The sequence below is a fragment of the Streptomyces sp. NPDC107517 genome, assembly GCF_055582645.1.
Genome location: NZ_JBVJPM010000070.1, coordinates 1 through 14,139 on the forward strand (window position 1 = coordinate 1; position 14,139 = coordinate 14,139).

The 14,139-nt window shown below is 67.8% G+C and carries 16 protein-coding genes; 10 read left to right on the forward strand and 6 right to left on the reverse strand.

Annotated elements, in window-relative coordinates:
- Positions 1–496 (forward strand): hypothetical protein (locus ACZ67T_RS45440; RefSeq protein WP_469992837.1); only part of this gene is annotated, 496 nt, incomplete at its 5' end.
- Positions 497–827: 331 nt separating this feature from the next.
- Here ACZ67T_RS45440 and ACZ67T_RS45445 read toward each other — a convergent pair.
- Entirely contained in the window at positions 828–1,004 is a 177-nt protein-coding gene (locus tag ACZ67T_RS45445; protein WP_469992838.1) for a hypothetical protein, read from the reverse strand.
- Between the two features lie 165 nt (positions 1,005–1,169).
- Here ACZ67T_RS45445 and ACZ67T_RS45450 point away from each other — a divergent pair, with 165 nt between their 5' ends.
- Positions 1,170–1,703 (forward strand): CbrC family protein, encoded by a 534-nt coding sequence (locus ACZ67T_RS45450; protein ID WP_469992840.1) that lies wholly within the window; start codon positions 1,170–1,172, stop codon positions 1,701–1,703.
- A gap of 18 nt (positions 1,704–1,721) precedes the next feature.
- On the opposite strand, the gene ACZ67T_RS45455 is transcribed toward ACZ67T_RS45450, so the two are convergent.
- Positions 1,722–2,288 carry a DUF4253 domain-containing protein gene (locus ACZ67T_RS45455; RefSeq protein WP_469992842.1) on the reverse strand — a complete coding sequence of 189 codons (567 nt, stop codon included), beginning with the start codon at positions 2,286–2,288 and terminating at the stop codon, positions 1,722–1,724.
- 291 nt (positions 2,289–2,579) lie between these two features.
- Between ACZ67T_RS45455 and ACZ67T_RS45460 the strand changes: the two genes are divergently transcribed.
- Positions 2,580–3,065, forward strand: coding sequence for a DUF4265 domain-containing protein (locus ACZ67T_RS45460; RefSeq protein WP_469992843.1), 486 nt, complete (start codon positions 2,580–2,582; stop codon positions 3,063–3,065).
- A gap of 716 nt (positions 3,066–3,781) precedes the next feature.
- The gene (locus ACZ67T_RS45465; protein ID WP_469992845.1) at positions 3,782–4,150 is read left to right on the forward strand and encodes a hypothetical protein; all 369 of its coding nucleotides are present in this window, start codon (positions 3,782–3,784) and stop codon (positions 4,148–4,150) included.
- A gap of 685 nt (positions 4,151–4,835) precedes the next feature.
- On the opposite strand, the gene ACZ67T_RS45470 is transcribed toward ACZ67T_RS45465, so the two are convergent.
- Positions 4,836–7,727, reverse strand: a complete 2,892-nt coding sequence (locus ACZ67T_RS45470) for a CHAT domain-containing protein (protein ID WP_469992847.1) — start codon at positions 7,725–7,727, stop codon at positions 4,836–4,838.
- A 154-nt stretch (positions 7,728–7,881) separates the two neighbouring features.
- Between ACZ67T_RS45470 and ACZ67T_RS45475 the strand changes: the two genes are divergently transcribed.
- Both ACZ67T_RS45475 and ACZ67T_RS45480 read left to right on the forward strand, forming a co-directional pair.
- The gene (locus ACZ67T_RS45475) at positions 7,882–8,274 is read left to right on the forward strand and encodes a hypothetical protein (protein ID WP_469992849.1); all 393 of its coding nucleotides are present in this window, start codon (positions 7,882–7,884) and stop codon (positions 8,272–8,274) included.
- Positions 8,271–9,170 (forward strand): hypothetical protein, encoded by a 900-nt coding sequence (locus ACZ67T_RS45480; protein WP_469992851.1) that lies wholly within the window; start codon positions 8,271–8,273, stop codon positions 9,168–9,170. Before ACZ67T_RS45475 ends, ACZ67T_RS45480 begins: the two co-directional genes overlap by 4 nt.
- Positions 9,171–9,578: 408 nt before the next feature.
- On the opposite strand, the gene ACZ67T_RS45485 is transcribed toward ACZ67T_RS45480, so the two are convergent.
- Positions 9,579–9,926, reverse strand: coding sequence for a winged helix-turn-helix transcriptional regulator (locus ACZ67T_RS45485; RefSeq protein WP_469992862.1), 348 nt, complete (start codon positions 9,924–9,926; stop codon positions 9,579–9,581).
- A gap of 11 nt (positions 9,927–9,937) precedes the next feature.
- On the opposite strand from ACZ67T_RS45485, the gene ACZ67T_RS45490 reads away from it, so the two are divergent.
- Entirely contained in the window at positions 9,938–10,354 is a 417-nt protein-coding gene (locus ACZ67T_RS45490) for an ankyrin repeat domain-containing protein (protein WP_469992853.1), read from the forward strand.
- Positions 10,355–10,771: 417 nt separating this feature from the next.
- Here ACZ67T_RS45490 and ACZ67T_RS45495 read toward each other — a convergent pair whose 3' ends face one another.
- Positions 10,772–11,053 carry a transposase gene (locus ACZ67T_RS45495; RefSeq protein WP_469992855.1) on the reverse strand — a complete coding sequence of 94 codons (282 nt, stop codon included), beginning with the start codon at positions 11,051–11,053 and terminating at the stop codon, positions 10,772–10,774.
- A gap of 348 nt (positions 11,054–11,401) precedes the next feature.
- On the opposite strand from ACZ67T_RS45495, the gene ACZ67T_RS45500 reads away from it, so the two are divergent.
- The gene (locus ACZ67T_RS45500; RefSeq protein ID WP_469992856.1) at positions 11,402–11,614 is read left to right on the forward strand and encodes a hypothetical protein; all 213 of its coding nucleotides are present in this window, start codon (positions 11,402–11,404) and stop codon (positions 11,612–11,614) included.
- Positions 11,615–12,069: 455 nt separating this feature from the next.
- On the forward strand, positions 12,070–12,855 hold the full coding sequence (locus tag ACZ67T_RS45505) for an IS5 family transposase (protein WP_469992858.1): 786 nt from the start codon (positions 12,070–12,072) through the stop codon (positions 12,853–12,855).
- On the opposite strand, the gene ACZ67T_RS45510 is transcribed toward ACZ67T_RS45505, so the two are convergent.
- The gene (locus ACZ67T_RS45510) at positions 12,803–13,330 is read right to left on the reverse strand and encodes a hypothetical protein (RefSeq protein WP_469992859.1); all 528 of its coding nucleotides are present in this window, start codon (positions 13,328–13,330) and stop codon (positions 12,803–12,805) included. The two genes, ACZ67T_RS45505 and ACZ67T_RS45510, sit on opposite strands and share 53 nt — an antisense overlap.
- Positions 13,331–13,469: 139 nt before the next feature.
- Between ACZ67T_RS45510 and ACZ67T_RS45515 the strand changes: the two genes are divergently transcribed.
- Positions 13,470–13,724 (forward strand): transposase domain-containing protein, encoded by a 255-nt coding sequence (locus ACZ67T_RS45515; protein WP_469992860.1) that lies wholly within the window; start codon positions 13,470–13,472, stop codon positions 13,722–13,724.
- The last annotated feature ends 415 nt before the right edge of the window (positions 13,725–14,139 follow it).

The following is a 14,139-nucleotide window of genomic DNA, read 5'->3' on the forward strand; positions in this document are numbered from 1 at the left end:
CACCCGTCGAATACGAGACCAACTACTACAGCGAGACCACAAAACCCCAGGTCACAGTCAAGATCTAGAGTCTCGATCGAACCCGGAACGGTTCAATCGGGCCCTGTTCGGCTGGGTTCAGCTGGTGCGTTCGACGGACAATTCCTCCGCTGGGGCCACCTTCGACATGGATCCGTTCTACCTGTTTGAGGATGCGCCGTCGCCGTATGCGTTCTTCGGTATCAACCCAACCTTGTTTGATGCGCCGTCACGGGCAAGGCGGTCTCCAATGACCTGGACGGCCCACAGCTACCTGGCATGGACACCGGTGTCTGACACGGAACGCCGCGTTCTGCCGCTGGCCGGCTTCTCCTGGGGGTTCGACATCGACTCGGCCGGTCGCATCACGTTGCAGCCGGTTCAAGCACTGACAGCTGTGATCTGGGACGCACACGTGCCCTACCTCAACTCGTCGTACCCAGGCTGGGCATGCGATCAATGGCAGCCCGCCCAGTGAAGCCCTGACAGCCTCGCGCCTTCCAAGAGGGCGCTCCAGGCTGATCACGCCGCAGGTTGTTCCAGGTGGACGGTGCCATGAGGGCAGGGATCCGTGCCGGGCGGAACAGTTCCCGATCGCGCGCTGCGCGGGCCCCGGTGGTACCCGAGAGCACCTCCTGGACCGCCTGCCGGCTGGGATTGGGGCGGTGCACGAGCGACATGACGGTCACTTCATCTCGGACGGGACCCCTCCACGGTGACCGGCGCGAAATTGGTCGCGGTAATCGCGACAGAGGCCCGCGGCCCGGCTCGGGGAAACACGGGTCACGGGCCTCAGCTGGGGTCCCCGCTCAAGGGCTGCCGAACGTCAAGCCGGCGTACGTCATCTTCGGGGTGAGCAGGTTGAGTTCGGCGATCCGCGCGTATTTCTCCTCAGTGCTGTGACCGTCCCAGGGGTAATCCTCCACGGCCGACACCCGCAGCCCGGCGAACACGTCCGTGTCGTCCCGGTGGATGTGCCACGACAACTGGGGCGTTCACGAGAGCACCTGATCAGGCAGGACTCGACGCCGTGAAGGTCGCTTCCCGCGGGCTGAGTGATCGTTCCCCGCGGAATGCCCGTCATCCGCCGCGAAGCCGGGATACGCGCTGACCGCTTGATCACTGGGCTGTCTTACGAACACACTGCACCAGTGAGCTCCGACCTGCCTGCATTCCGCTATCACCCGGATCCAGTCGCCAGCGGGTCCATCCGTGAGGGCGTCGAAACGTGCGCGTGCTGCGACCGTGCCACGGGGTGGATCTACACCGCGACCTTCTACACCACCCAAGAGGTCAGCGGAGGCTTCTGCCCCTGGTGCATCGCGGACGGCAGAGCGGCCGAACGGTTCGCCGGCGAGTTCATGGACTCCTACGGACTCGACGGCGTCAGCGAGGAGACCCTGCACGAGGTCACCCGCCGCACCCCCGGCTTCCATGCCTGGCAGGACCCGCACTGGCTCGTCCACTGCCACGACGCGGCCGCCTTCATCGGCGAGGTCGACTACAGCGAACTGGTAGCCCGCCCCGAGGCCCTCGACCAACTCACGCAGGACCTGCGCATCGGCGGATGGCACGACGCGGCCCAACTCGAGCAGTTCCTCACCCACATCGGCGAAGGCGCCACCGCGATGCTCTTCCGCTGCACTGTCTGCGGCACCCACCTCGCCTACGCCGACGCCTCATAACGGCCATTGCGCTAGAGGTCAGTCCCACCAGAAGTGCCAGCTATTCATGCCGACGAGGCGTTCCGCATAGGCAGCGAGGGTGTAGGGGTGGGAGCCCTGCCAGATGTTGTCCGGGCAGAAGGCGAAGTGTTCGGCGGCGACCTTGAGGGCGTCCTGCGTGTTCGTCGGGGGTGCCGCGACGCTGAGGTGGAGGGCGTCGAAGCCGACGGCTACGACGCATGCGCCGAATCGGCGTTCCCAGTCGCGCACGACGGCGGAGAACTTGGCCGTGTCGTTGTCGTAGTTGGCCGGACCATCCCAGCCGACGGCCGTCAGCGCGTCCGCGCCGCAGGCAGCGGCGACGAGCCCCAGACGAGCCTGGGGGTGCTGGTCGGCGAAGACCTGCGCGTACTCCGCGGCCATCTCGTCAGCACTCGTCACGAGCTGATTGCTGACGACCGAACCCGGCCAGGTCTGCCCGAACGGCGCGGTGACGGCGAGCCGTTCGTCCGGCGCCAGCGGATCATCGTCCTCGTCGATCTTCGCGTACGCGCTCCACCACTGCGCCAGGAGTTCGGCCGGGTTGTGCGCGTGGGATGCGGTCATGCGTTCAGGGAACAGCTCGCCGGAAGCCCAAGGCCGAAACCCTGCGTCGTGTGGGTCATGGGCATCAAGAAGGAGCGGCCACAGGCCGGAGATGCTGTGCTCGGCGAGCAGCCGCACCCACAGTTCGGCAGAAGCCGGGGAGTCGCTCAGCCACAGTGGCTGCACGGCGCCGTCCCCTTCATCGGATGTGATCATCCGGCCCGCAGGGAGCGGGCCAGCGAGAGAGGTAAGCAGTTCAGGGGTCACGAGCGGAGATTAGTTCGAGGCACTGACAATGAGGATGATGATGCCGTGACGAGCTTGACTGATGACCATGTGAAGGTCCACTTCCGGATGGACGCGGACGAGGACGGCTGGCCGCCGGCGAGCGTGGAGAGCCTGTGGGCGATCGATCTCGGTGACGGAACGGTCCGGTTGGGCAACACCCCATGGTTCGTACGCGGAGTCGCCAGCGACGACATTATTCGCGTGGAGCTCGACGAGGCCGGCGTCCGCTGGGCCGGGGAGACGGTTCGGGCCTCGCAGAACTGCACGATCCGGCTGATCGTTCTCAGGGATGGCGGCTCTGCCGCGGCCCGGCAGAGCGTACTGGATGTCTTTCATCGCCTCGGTACGACTGGCGAGGGCATCGAGCAGTTCCGGATGGTTGCTCTGGATGTTCCGCCGCATGCCGATCTTCGGCGGATCCGCCGGCTCTTGGAGCACGGTGCGGCCAAGGGATGGTGGCACTGGGAAGAGGGGTGCGTCACCGATGCCTGGAGGTCCACGGTCGCGTGACAGATGCCGTTGCCATGAGTGGCTGCCCGGGCTGTGTTCTCAGCGGCGGCTGGCGTCGGCCTCTTCGTCACTGTTCCACATGACGGAAACGGAACGAAGCAGCTTGTGCAGGAAGACCGGCACGGACCGACAGCGGCCCCCGGCCCAGCCCGCCCGGCCCTTCAACCCCGTTCCGGTCGCCGAGGTGCACAGCGGCACAGTGGTCCAAAAGACACGGCCAGGGATGCCGCGGCGGGCAGCGTGGCTGCGGCTTGCGCCGGGCGGGCGGGGCGCGGTTGGTCGTGTTACGCGGCTTCGGCACGCGCGAGCCGCCCGGCTGAAGAGCACGGTGGCTGCCCAACTTTGCGGGTGTGGTCGGCCGGACAGTGGCGGTACGCGTTGGTCTTGGCGCGGCAGGTTTGGGGGAGACGGCTCGGTGCGCTACCAGGTCGAGGTCGATCTTCGCGGGGACACGACGGTCGCCGTGCGCACGTACCAATAACCACAGGACGGGTTGCGGGTGGCCCACGGGAGCAGCGTGGAGCGGTCCCGGAGCGTCGACGAGAACCGGCAGGGCCACATGCCAGGACGCGGCGGCCTCCACGGGCGGAGGCGGCCCGGTGCCGTCGGGGGATGTGCGTAGCCGCCGTGGCGGCCTGCTCGTCGTGCTCACGCATCGTCGGCAAGTGCGGCCAGGGTCCCGCACCGGCGGGTGCCGGGCAGGGAGCATGGCCTGCATGACCACTGAGCATCCCGCCGAGCGGGGCGGCACCGGGCGCGACGTGTTCGCCGCCTTCTCCGAGCGGGCATCCAACGTCACCAGTTCGCCGCTGTTCTTTGTCCTGTGCGTGCTCCTGGTCCTCGGCGTGGTCGCCATACACCTTGCGCACCTGCCGCTGCCCTGGCTGGTCTTCGCGGGGGAGGTCCTGGCGGCCGTCAACCTGCTCTTGCTCGCTCTGCTGACGAACACCGAACGGCGTGACGCGCACGCGGTTCAGCGCAAGCTGGACGCCATCGCGGCGGCGATGCTGGAGCAGCGCGAGGGCGCGAGTCACACAGCGGCCGACGAGCTGCGGCGTGCCATCCGTCTGGAGGAGAAGCAGTGACGGGGCTGCGTCACGGACATCCGCCATCGAGGAACGCGACCTGCTGCGGAGGGCTTGGTCGATGGCGTCGGCAATGGCCGCCACGGCGGCGAACGCATGATCACTCCGCTACTTCCCGCGTCGGCGCCGACCCTCGATCGGCCGACTCCGACGGCACAACTCCCCTGTACACGGCATCGGTTCACGGTGCCGTCGGCATCCTACGGATGCTGCTGACGGCCGGGGCGGAACACATGACCGCGGAGCACCTGTATGGAACCCGCTCGACGCACTACCGGGATTGCCCTGGGCAAGGCGCAAGGCGTGCCCCTCGCCTACGTCGAGAGCCGGGCGCTGGAGCGGAGAAGCGCGGACCGCTTCCCGGCGACTGTCAGTTCCGGGATCGACTGGGACGCCGCGATGTTTGCGAGCTGTGTCTGGTGGGACGATGAGCGAGACAGTTCAGGATCGCGGCGGAACTGCCGGCCGAGGCGGTCTCGGCCGGCAGGCAGGTCGCTCTGCTGTGGGGGAATCTCACCGTGCCGACCGTGGTCCTGGCGGCCGAGACCGTCGTCGCCCATGTCGAGGAACTCCTCGACATGGGACCGCTCTTCTGGCTGGTGGTGCCTGTACCGGAGCCCACGGAAACCTGGCCCTGACCGTCCTGCGGGCGGTCGGCAGTGAAGCTGCGGATACGGATACTCCTTCAGTGACCGACGTGGACATACCCGGCCCACAGTGAGGGGCTGGCCGGATACCGGTCACGCAGGGCGAGTACGGCCCGGTGCAGGGCCTGGGCCGACAGTTCGGTGCGGGGTGGGGTGCTGCCGCCGTGGGTGAGGTCGGCGTAGGTCGCGCGGGTGATCTCCACCGAGGTGGTGTCGTTGACCGGCCAGAGGGTGCCGATGACGCGTCGGTATCCAGTGAGTTGGAAGGCCCCGGTGATGTGCAGTGCCTCGTCGGCGTTGTCCGGATGCGTGTTGGAGGTGCTGCAGGCGGACAGGTAGGCGAGGTCCGCGTAGGGCAGTTCCATGGCGGAAAGCTGTTCCACGGTCAGCGGGCGGGTGAGGTGGTCGTGGAGCAGCAGCCTGCCGGCGGCGGGGTTCTCCCAGAAGGTGAGGCCGTGGCAGGAGAAATGGGCGACGGGGTAGGCGGGCAGCGCGCGGACGACGTTCTCGTACGTGGCCTGCGCGCCGGACAGGACCAGGGCGTTCGGCAGGAGTTCCGTGAGGGCTGCGGCCTCTGCCGCCGCGCCCGGCAGCGAGGGGGCGTTCTCGGCGTCGGGCACCGCCACGACCAGCGTGTGCAGGGTCGTACCGGCCGCCGGGGGACTGAATCGGCCGGCCAGGGCGCGCACGGTGGTGGTGTAGGAGGAGACGGCCCGGTCCATCACCGTCGCCTTCCCGCCGCTGTCGTGATGGCCGGCGGCATGGAGCGGGAAGTACACCATCAGGCCGACGGGGCACCACCAGATGCGGGGCGCGGGCTGCGTATCGGAGGACGGGGCGGTGAGGCCCAGCGCGTCGAGCACGGGTGCGGTGACGCGGTTCCACAGCCAGCGCAGGATCTTGTCCAGGTCCCGCTGGGCGTCCCGACGGGTGAGCAGCGACGGGTCGTTCGGGGCGGCGAAGACGGCACGAGTCAGGCGCAGGAGGTGAGCGATGACGTCGGCCTGGGTCAGTCCGGTCAAAGGGACCGGCAGGACGGGCTGTTCGGCGTCCGCTCGCAGGATGAGTGCGTCGCAGCGGCGCTCGGTGATGTTCACGATCACTACGGGGCCCTGATCGGCGTAGCGGCGCAGCGCATCGAGGGAGGGCGCCCGCAGGAAGCCTGCCATGCCGTCGAGGCTCCGGATCCGGCCCATCAGGTCGTCCCAGTTCCCGTCGTTCCCGTCGCGGGCAGCGGCGTTGAGGGCGGTGCGCAGCCGCAGGAACTCGGCATGGAGCTGGGGTGACCGGTGCCGCAGCAGCCTGAGGTCACGGGCCTCCAGCGCCCGGCCGTGCAGGATTCCGCGTGACAACTCCAGAAGTTCCAGGGCCCGTTCCGGTCTGCCGAGCTCCAGTGCGGCGGCAGCGGCACCGTCCGGCAGTCCCTCGATCTGTCTGAGTCCGATGATGTTGCCCATGTAGGACAGCCAGTCCGGGGTGAGCTGCGGCAGCAGGGCAACTGCGGCTTCGTAGGCGGCGAGTGCGGCGTGCGGGTCGCCGAGGGCGGCCTCCATGGCGCCCAGGTGCTGGAAGCTGCTGATCCGTACGTTGGGCGGTCCGGCGGTGGACGCGGCCTCGGCGAAGACCTGCCGCGCCTGGCGCCGCCACGCGGCGGTGTCGCCGTCGCCGTGCCTGGCCAGGTCGCGCAGGGTGACGCCCAGATGCCACAGGCGATCGCCACGTTCCCGGTGGTCGGGCGGTGTGGCAGCCGTCACGTGCTGGAACAGCCCCAGCGACTCATGCAGTGCTACGGCGTCCGTGCCGCGCGCGTCCACGCTGGAGCGGTACAACAGGATCGTTGCCAGGGCGAATTGTGCCTCTGTGCGCCAGGGGCCGGGGTCGGGGGCGGCGGCCACGGCCGTGCGGGCGGTCAGTTCCGCGTCCCTGAGCGCGAGTTGGTCGTTGGTCATGGTGTGCAGGGAAGCCAGCGACTGAGTGAGGTCGATGAGAGTGTCGGCGTGCTCATCGGCGGCCGACGGGGTCTCGATCGTCGCCCGCATCAGGTCGATGGCCCGGCGCATCAGGTCGGGGTCCCTGCGGTCCTGGGCCAGCAGCCTGACGGCGGATGCGAGGCGTGTCCGACGCGTGTTGAACTCGGGATCGCGCCGCGGTGTGGCCGCAAGGCACTGTTCGCTCAAGTCGACCGCCTCGACCAGCAGTCGCGTGTCCGTCGTCGCGTCGTGCAGTGCCCTCAGAGCGCGTACGAGATCGAATTGTGCCCCGGCACAGTCGGAGGTGCTGCTGGCCTCGGACAGAGCCTCGCGCGCGAGGCCGACGGCTTCCTGGAGCGGTTCGACGTGTGCGGTGGCGCCCGCGAGATGCCGCAGCGAGGTGATCAGGGCCGTCCGGAACATGGGGCGGAGCTCGTCGCTGGGCGGGACAGTGGCGTAGCCCTCGCGTGCCACCTGGACAGCCTCGACGGGTGCGTCCCGGTCCCCGCTCCGCTCGAAGTGCTCACCGAGCTGGACCACCAGATAGAATTGGTTGACCTGGCGCATGCTGTTGCCGCGCGGCGTCGCCGCCACGGCCTCGCGGAAGGCGAGCACCGACTCGGCCACGGGCTCGGGGGAGTCCGTGCCCTGTGCGACCATGAACAGCCGCTGCCCCAGGCTGTTGAAGACCCGGCCGCGGTCGTAGTGGCCCGGCGGCACCAGCGGAACGCAGCGATGCAGCAGGGCGATCGAGGCCGCGAGGTCCGCTTCCCGCGCCGTGCCGGTTCGGCGGCCGGCGCGGTCGGCGAGCAGTTCCGCGGCAGTGAGCAGCACTTCGAGATCGTACGGATCTTCGGCCGCCAGTTCGTGCAGCCCGGCCAGCACGTCGGACGGGTCGGTGCCCCGCCCCTCATGCACTTCGGCCATGAAGAGCAGTCTGCGGCGCTTCCACTTACTCATTGCTTCCTTCTGGTCCCCCGCGGCGTCCCGGCACCACACTGACACCACACCGCCGACCACCGTAGCGGGATGCGCCCGATCCTGGGGCCCCGTAGAGTCACCAACTCCGGGATCATGCAACTGACATGGCGATCGCGAAGGCAGGGAGCCCTCGGTGGACGAACTCGCGGAACGGCTCAGTCGCGTGTGCACACTCATGGGTGCGGGCGAGCTGGAGGAGGCGGCGCGTGAGGCGGGCGCGGCGGAACTCGTCGCGACTGTCCTTACGGCGCTGCGCGGAGACGAACCGGTGGCACGCTCTGTGCTGGAGCGTCGGCTGGACACCCTGGACGACCGGATGGCCGCGGCCGGCTTCGGCATCGTGACCAAAGCGGCGAAGGGCTTGCCGACTCTGCCGGGGAACAGCGCCGGCCGTCCGGTGGTACACCGGTGGACCTGCCCCGCCGCCCACCCCTGCGAGCGGTTGTCGAGCGCGGAGCTGTACCCGGAGGCCCCCGTGTGCGCGATGACGGGCCGTCCCTTCGTCTATGGCCGGGCCCGGCTGTGACCACCTTTCTGTCCGCCCTCGCCGGCAAGGCCGCCGAGAAGTGGCTCGCCCTGCTCGTCCTGCCCGGGGTGGTCTACCTCGCCTGTGTGGCCGCCGCCGTCGTATTGGGACACACTCATGCCCTGGACCTGGCTGAACTCCAGTCGGCCATCGACCGGTTGGCCGCCCACCCAGGAGCCTCCAACGCCGGTGCGATTCTCCTCGTGGCCGCCGGTGTGCTGGCGGCGGCCACCCTGGCCGGACTGTGCGCCAGAGCGTCGGCCGTTGTCGTGGAGCGCCTGTGGACCAGCCGGGGCGACCGGTGGCCCGCGCGCCTTCTCGTACGGCGCCGCGTCCACCGCTGGCGGCGGGCCGACGCGGCGTGCGAGGCGGCTGGGACCCGCGCCGAACTCGCCAGGGCCATCGAACGGCGCGACGCCATCGCCCTCGTCCGCCCTCGGCGGCCCACCTGGATCGGCGACCGCCTCCACGCGGCCGACCAGCGAGTGTACGACGCCTACGACTTGGAGCTCGGCGCCGCCTGGCCCCGGCTCTGGCTGACGGTGCCCGATGCGGTTCGGGCCGAACTCCTCTCCGCTCGCGAGGCCTACGGCGCCGCTTTCGGGCTCGCCGGATGGGCTGCGTTGTACCTGCTGCTTGGCGCCTGGTGGTGGCCGGCGCTGCCCGCCGCCGCGGTCGTCGCGGCCACGGCATGGATCCGGGGCCGCTCGGCGACGGCGGTGTTCGCCGATCTCGTCGAGGCCACCGTCGACCTGCACGCCATCACCCTGGCCCAGGAACTCGGCTTGACCGGCGAACGGCCCGCCCTCACCAGGGAGGTCGGCGACGCCATCACCACCACCCTGCGCAAGGATCCGCCGCCCGATCCACCCCGTGATCCGCCGGGCGCCGCCTGATCGCGGCGCCCTGCCTCCCGACAGGTCGGCCGCCAGCAGATCAGCACACCGGCACCGCCAAGTACTGACGAGCGACACCCGCTGTTTCATGCCGCCCTGCCTGACAGCGACGGCGTGCTGCGCGCCAGGTGGTGACTGGGCCACCGCTCGGCGCTGTGAGCGTTTCATCGTCCTGCCTACGGCCGAGTGGGACATTGGCCGCTCTCGTGTCCCACTCAACGGTAGGCACCGCAGGTCAGGACCTCGTCCTGCCTACAGATTCCTGAGACAGGACAGGGCGAGTGATGCGCGAGTCTTTGGGTGAGGTGGGGCGTCGAACCATGACCTCAGGGACCGCCCTTGAGGCAAGCCGGCGCTGCATTGCAGGAACTGGACGGGCTCCCTGGCGTGCCTCGCTCGGGTCACCCTTCACTGCTTCGTTGATGTCGCCTCGGCGTCGAATGTGAGCTGGTGTTCGCGGATCTCGCGGTGATGGTCGACAGACCAGCGGGCCAGGTCCAGCACCGTGGACAGTAGCGAGGTTCCCAGGTCGGCCAGGGAGTACTCGACGCGGGGCGGGACCTCCGCGTAGGCAGTGCGGATCACGAGCCCGCTGCGCTGAAGGTGTTTGAGGGTGAGCGTGAGCATGCGCTGTGAGATACCCGGGATTGCGTACGCGAGCTGGGAGTAGCGCACCGGGCCGTCGGCGAGCGTGCCGATGATCAGCACGCTCCACTTGTCGCCGACCAGGTCGAGAATCTCGCGGGCGAAGAACAGGAGTCATCGTTATGAAGCGCCAGGATGCTGACGCGGTAGATTCGTACGGGCGCTCAGCACTGCATCAAGCCGCGATCGATGGGAACTTGTCTCGGCTGGGTGAACTTCTGGATGAGGGGTTCAATCCCAACCTGCAAGATTCATCTGGAATGACACCGCTGCACTTTGCGGCGCAAGAGTGGCGGCCAGAAATTGCACTGGCCCTTCTTGAGGGAGGGGCGCAGGTGGATGTTCAAAGCGTTCACGGCAACACGCCGCTATTTGATGCGGTATATAACTCGCGAGGCAGGGCCGAGGTGATTCAGGTCTTGCGCGAGCATGGAGCGAACCCCGTACAGGAGAACGTCAACGGGCAGACCCCTCTCTCGCTGGCGAAGCTGATCGGAAACTTCAACGTCGTGCAGTACTTCGAGGATTTGACCGAGTAGGATTCTCCACCCCTCCTTGAAGCGCATGAGGATCGACATCTGGGCTCCGACGCCGAGTTCGATCCGCCGCCACGATGCGTAGCTGGAGCCCCTGCTGGACATTGCGCCTGGCGCGGGTTTCGGCGTGTGACGACTACCAGAGCTCTCGGCGGTTCACACCTGGGAAACCTCTGGATACAGCCTCCGCCTCGACGGAGGACATGGCCACGTCAAGCGCGGAGAGCGTTGATGGCACTTGTCAGCGTTCTGTCTTGCGTGAGCGGATGTAGCCCCGCAGTCCGTCACGCTGTAGCCTCGCCTCCAGGACTAGCTCCCTGCCCTGGTGCTTATGGGCCCACGCATCAGCCCTCGCGACCACCCATCACAAGATCACGGGGACTTTTGATCCATTGGTTGTGGGTTCGAGTCCCACAGGGTCTACAGAGAAAGCCCATGTCGGAGGTCATCCGATCTGGGCTTTCGGCGTGTTCGCGTCGGATTTGGGGCCAGTTCCTCGCGCTCGTCCGTGGTCAGCGCCCCGGCCGGCCCCTCGCCCCGGTCGATCTTCGCCTGCTTCATCCAGTGCCGCAGGCCCTCTGGGCTCACACGCAGTTCCCGGGCGACCTCGGTCACGGTCTTGTCGGACGACAGCGCCAGCGCGACCGCGTCCCGCTTGAACTCCGCCGTGTACCGCTTACTCGTATTGCTCTTCTTGCTCACTACCTGTGACCGATTCCTCCGGGACCTACCGTCCCAGTATCAGGCTCTCCAGGTCGCAGGGGGAGCTTCAGATCGAGTCCCTACCGAACCCGGAACGCTTCAGATCGAGGCTAGGCTTGAAGTAAGCCGATGTGACCTATCAGAGGGGCGCAGTCATGAATGCAAGGCTCTGGAAGCGATCCGCGGTTGCTGGTTCGACGTTGATCCTCGCTCTCGCCCCGTTCGGCATCCAGCCGATGGCGGCAGCAGCGGCCACTCCGAGCCAGACTCACACAGCGGTCGACAATCATCGCGACTATGAACGGGGCGTGCGCGCCGGATACTCGGCTGGATACCGGGATGCTCGGGATGACTGCCGGCAAGGTGGCGGTATCAACCAAAACAACCAGAGCAACCAAAACAATCAAAGCAACAGCAGTAGAAACCAAAACAACCAAAGCAACGGCAGCGGAAACCAAAACAACCAAAGCAACGGCAGCAGCAACCGTGATTACATCCGCGGCTTCGCCGCTGGGTACGACCGCGGATATTCCGCAGCAGAGGATCGCTTTTGCTGACTGAGACCGTGTCCCGTGTGGTGAAGTTCCCCCAAGGTCGGGTAGTTAGCGAACTCGCAGGTCATGCAAGGGGTGTTGACGAGTTTCCGATATGGAGCAACGGAGTTCGTTGGTACAGGCAGTCGTCCAAGACAGCTTGTCCCGCAAGGAGTTCCGTGGCCTTCTCGTTGTGTCCTGCCGCCTGCACTGAGAAACCGTATCTCAACCGGTCATGGAACGTGCAAGTCGAACAGGTTTCCCGCTGGGGTGATCTTCTGGCGGTAGGCACATGAAGGCAGGGCCCCTTGGTAGCTCGGAGGTGCGAACCGAACCGAGCAGTACCCGGAGGCCCTGTTGTCGCAGTTGTACGCGCTCATGCCCGCTGAGCTCAACTCGGAAGCCCTATCGTGTGATTGCCTCGCGCACGTGTACGGCAACGCGGTCGATCATCCGGACCGGGTGCGCCGGTATCCGTCGGACATGACGGATGCGGAGTGGGCGGCCATCCGGCCGCTGTTGCCGGTGCCGGCCTGGCTCCAAGGGCGGGGCGGGCAGCCCGAGGGCTACTGCCACCGCCAGATGTTGGACGCGATCCGCTATCTGGTCGCGGGCGGGATCTCCTGGCGGGCGATGCCCGCGGACTTCCCCGCCTGGGGCCGGGTCTATGCCTTCTTCCGCCGCTGGCGCGAGCACGGGCTGATCGCCGAGTTCCACGACCGGCTGCGTGGAAAGGTCCGTGAACGCGAGGGCCGTGAGGCCGAGCCGAGCGCCGGGATCATCGACGCCCAGTCGGTGCGGGCCGCCGCGACGGTGCCGGCCGCCTCACGCGGCTACGACGGCGGAAAGAAAGTGCCGGGCCGCAAACGGCACATCGTGACCGACACGCTCGGCCTGCTCCTGGTCGTCCCGGTCACTGCCGCGAACGTCGGCGACCGGGACGCCGCCGCGGGCCTACTGAGCCGGCTGCACCGCGACATCACCTTCGTCTGGGCCGACGGCGGCTACACCGGCGGCCTCGTCGACTGGTGCCGCCAGAAACTCGCGCTGACCCTGCAGATCGTCAAACGCACGGATGACACGGCGGGGTTCGTGGTGCTTCCGCGCAGGTGGGTGGTGGAGCGCACGTTCGCGTGGCTGATGAACTCCCGCCGTCTGGCCCGGGACTACGAGACGAAACCGGAGAACAGCGAGGCGATGATCCGGTGGTCGATGGTCACCCGGATGAGCCGACGTCTGGCACGGCCACAGGCCGCCGGCCGGCACTGAATGCCCCCGAGGTCCCCAGCAGGAGCCACCCGCGCTCCGCCAGACGTCTGGCCTTCGACCGCACCCCCTCGACCTTCGCCGGCGTCGCCCCAAGGCCCAGCTCCACCGAGATCTCCTTCGCTCGAAGCGGTCCGTGACCGGCTGATCGCTGCTGTTCCAGCACGCCCAGAATCCGCTGGTAGTCCGGCGCCAGAACCGTCACCGGCAGCCCGTCCCGCCAGGGCGGCACCATCGATCCCGGCACCGGCGCGAACGAGGGCGCCCCTTCCTTCTCCGCCTCGGTCACGGCAGTGGTCCCAGCCGCGGAGACTGCCAGGGCCTCCAGCAGTTCCTCCCTCGCGATCACCCGCCGGTCCAGCTCGATCTCCGCGGCCTCCAACACCTCGCCCAGCCGGGCGACTTCCTCCCGCAAGCCCTCCACCCGCACCCGCGCAGCCACCTCCCGCTCCTCCAGCATTCCCAGCACCGACGCCATCGCGCACCCCTCGACCACGAAGCGGACACAAGACGACGCATGCCTCCCTCACCCCGAGCGAAACCATGCCTGACCAGCAGGAATCAAACGATCAAGTTCGGTTGAGATACGGCTTCTGACGGCCATCACCCGAACGGTCATGGTGGCGGCGGGCCGGTTCGCTCCCGGCCATCTGGGAGAGCTGACGGCGATTGTGCCGTTCGAGCTCGTCGACGCGGTCTTGTCGGAGACGCGGACCGTGCAGCGGCGGCTGCGTGATCTGCCCTCGCGGGTCGGGGTCTACTTTCTCCTCGCGATGTGCCTGTTCCCCGAGGTCGGCTACCGGTTGGGCTGGGTGAGGATGGAGCCATCCCGTTCGGGGCCGCGGTCTGACCCGGTCTGGGACCAGGGCTGATGCGTTCTCAGCCAGCGAGAAGAACTGATCGCGTGTGTACGCGTCGCTGCGGACGGCTTGCCCGATTCGCTCTTGAGTGGTGTGCGTCGTGAAGTCGCAGGTCACGGGTCTGGTGTGAATGGCGAGTTGGGTACTCGTGGCGGTCGGCGGCCGATGGCCATAGTGTAGATCATCGGGCAGGTCCGGTTCTGGCAGGATGCCGGGTTCGGCTGCGCCCACGACCGGCCCCCGCCTACGATCCGTCAGCAGGTCGGCACACCGTGAGAACGCGGGTGGGCGCGGGGATGCAGGAGCGGCAGCGGATCACCGCCCGCCGGAGTGAACTGGAAGCTCTCGCCGAGGAGTTGGGCAAGCAACTCCAGGAGGCAGGCCGAGCGGCACGAACTGGCGATCGCGGAGCGGAGTGTTGAACCGC